This window comes from Streptomyces sp. NRRL F-2664 (assembly GCF_000719345.1).
GTDB lineage: Bacteria > Actinomycetota > Actinomycetes > Streptomycetales > Streptomycetaceae > Streptomyces.
The window spans coordinates 1-1017 of the sequence record NZ_JOFX01000243.1 but is presented as its reverse complement, the minus strand read 5'-3'; the positions used below and the strand labels follow the sequence as shown (position 1 = coordinate 1017).

1 protein-coding gene is annotated in these 1017 nt (G+C 66.8%); it reads right to left on the bottom strand.

Translation table 11 applies throughout. The annotated features are described in order from the left end of the window. Positions 1 to 541 precede the first annotated feature (541 nt). Positions 542 to 820 carry a transposase family protein gene (locus IF89_RS50095; RefSeq protein ID WP_420707025.1) on the bottom strand — a complete coding sequence of 93 codons (279 nt, stop codon included), beginning with the start codon at positions 818 to 820 and terminating at the stop codon, positions 542 to 544. Positions 821 to 1017 lie beyond the last annotated feature (197 nt).

Below are 1017 nucleotides of genomic sequence, written 5' to 3'. Positions count from 1 at the left end.
GCTGGCAGCTGCCTGATAGCCACACCCGGTGTCCCCGGGTGTCCCCACCCTACGAATGGGAGGACGAACCCGCCTGAAAGGTAGAGCTGCCTGATGCTGCGGTAGGGGCAGCGTTCCGGAAGCGTCACGCTTCCGGAACGAGTTGTACGCGTCTCTGACCCTGCGAGGCGATGAGCTGTTCGAGCTGGCGGATGCCGTAATGCGTGCGCCGGGTGCGGTGCACTCGGCAGCTGATGTTGCTGCCCGAGCATCGCCGCGGGCGGCCTTGTCCCACGGGAAGCTGCCGCACACCGCCGGACGCGTCCTTGAACGCCTCCTGGCAGACGCCCACGGCCCCGCCTTCTCCCTGTGTGTGACTGCTCATGGCCGCTAGCCAAGTAGATGACTCGTACCGGTCTCGAAGGAGCGTCACGCGAGCCGCTGTGCGATCGAACGGACCGCACCCCAAGGGCGGGACACCGCCCGCACCTGTCTGCTACACATCCGCCGAACAGGCCGGCACAGCACCCCGGCCGCAGCGCCACGAAAGCACTGAGCTTGTTCAGCGGTGGGTCTCCAGGGTGAGGATGGCTTTGGTGATTGACGTGAATCTGCTGGGATGGCAGCGGGCTTTGCGGAGGATGCGCCAGCTCTTGATCGATGCGATGGTTCTCTCGACGGGCCATCGGAGTCGGGAGTGGGCCCGGTTGACGCACCGCTGTTTGAGCGTGGGGTCCTTGCGCGGCTTTCGCCGGTGGGGGGCGGCGAGGATGTCGCCGGCGCCCTGGCAGCCGCGGTCTGCGGTGACGGGGATGCCGGGGCGGACGCAGGTGGCGGTGATCCGGTGCCGGCCCGCGGCGGTCAGGGGGTGGGTTGGGCTTGCTTCGCTTTGACGGACATCGGAGATCAGGGGCTTGGGCCCCGAGGATGATGTTCATAATGGAGAGCATGGGGAAGAAGAAGGTGCGTCCTCGCCGCTCGTTCACGCCAGAGTTCAAGGCCGAGATCGTCGGTCTGTGTCAGCGTGGTGACCGCTCG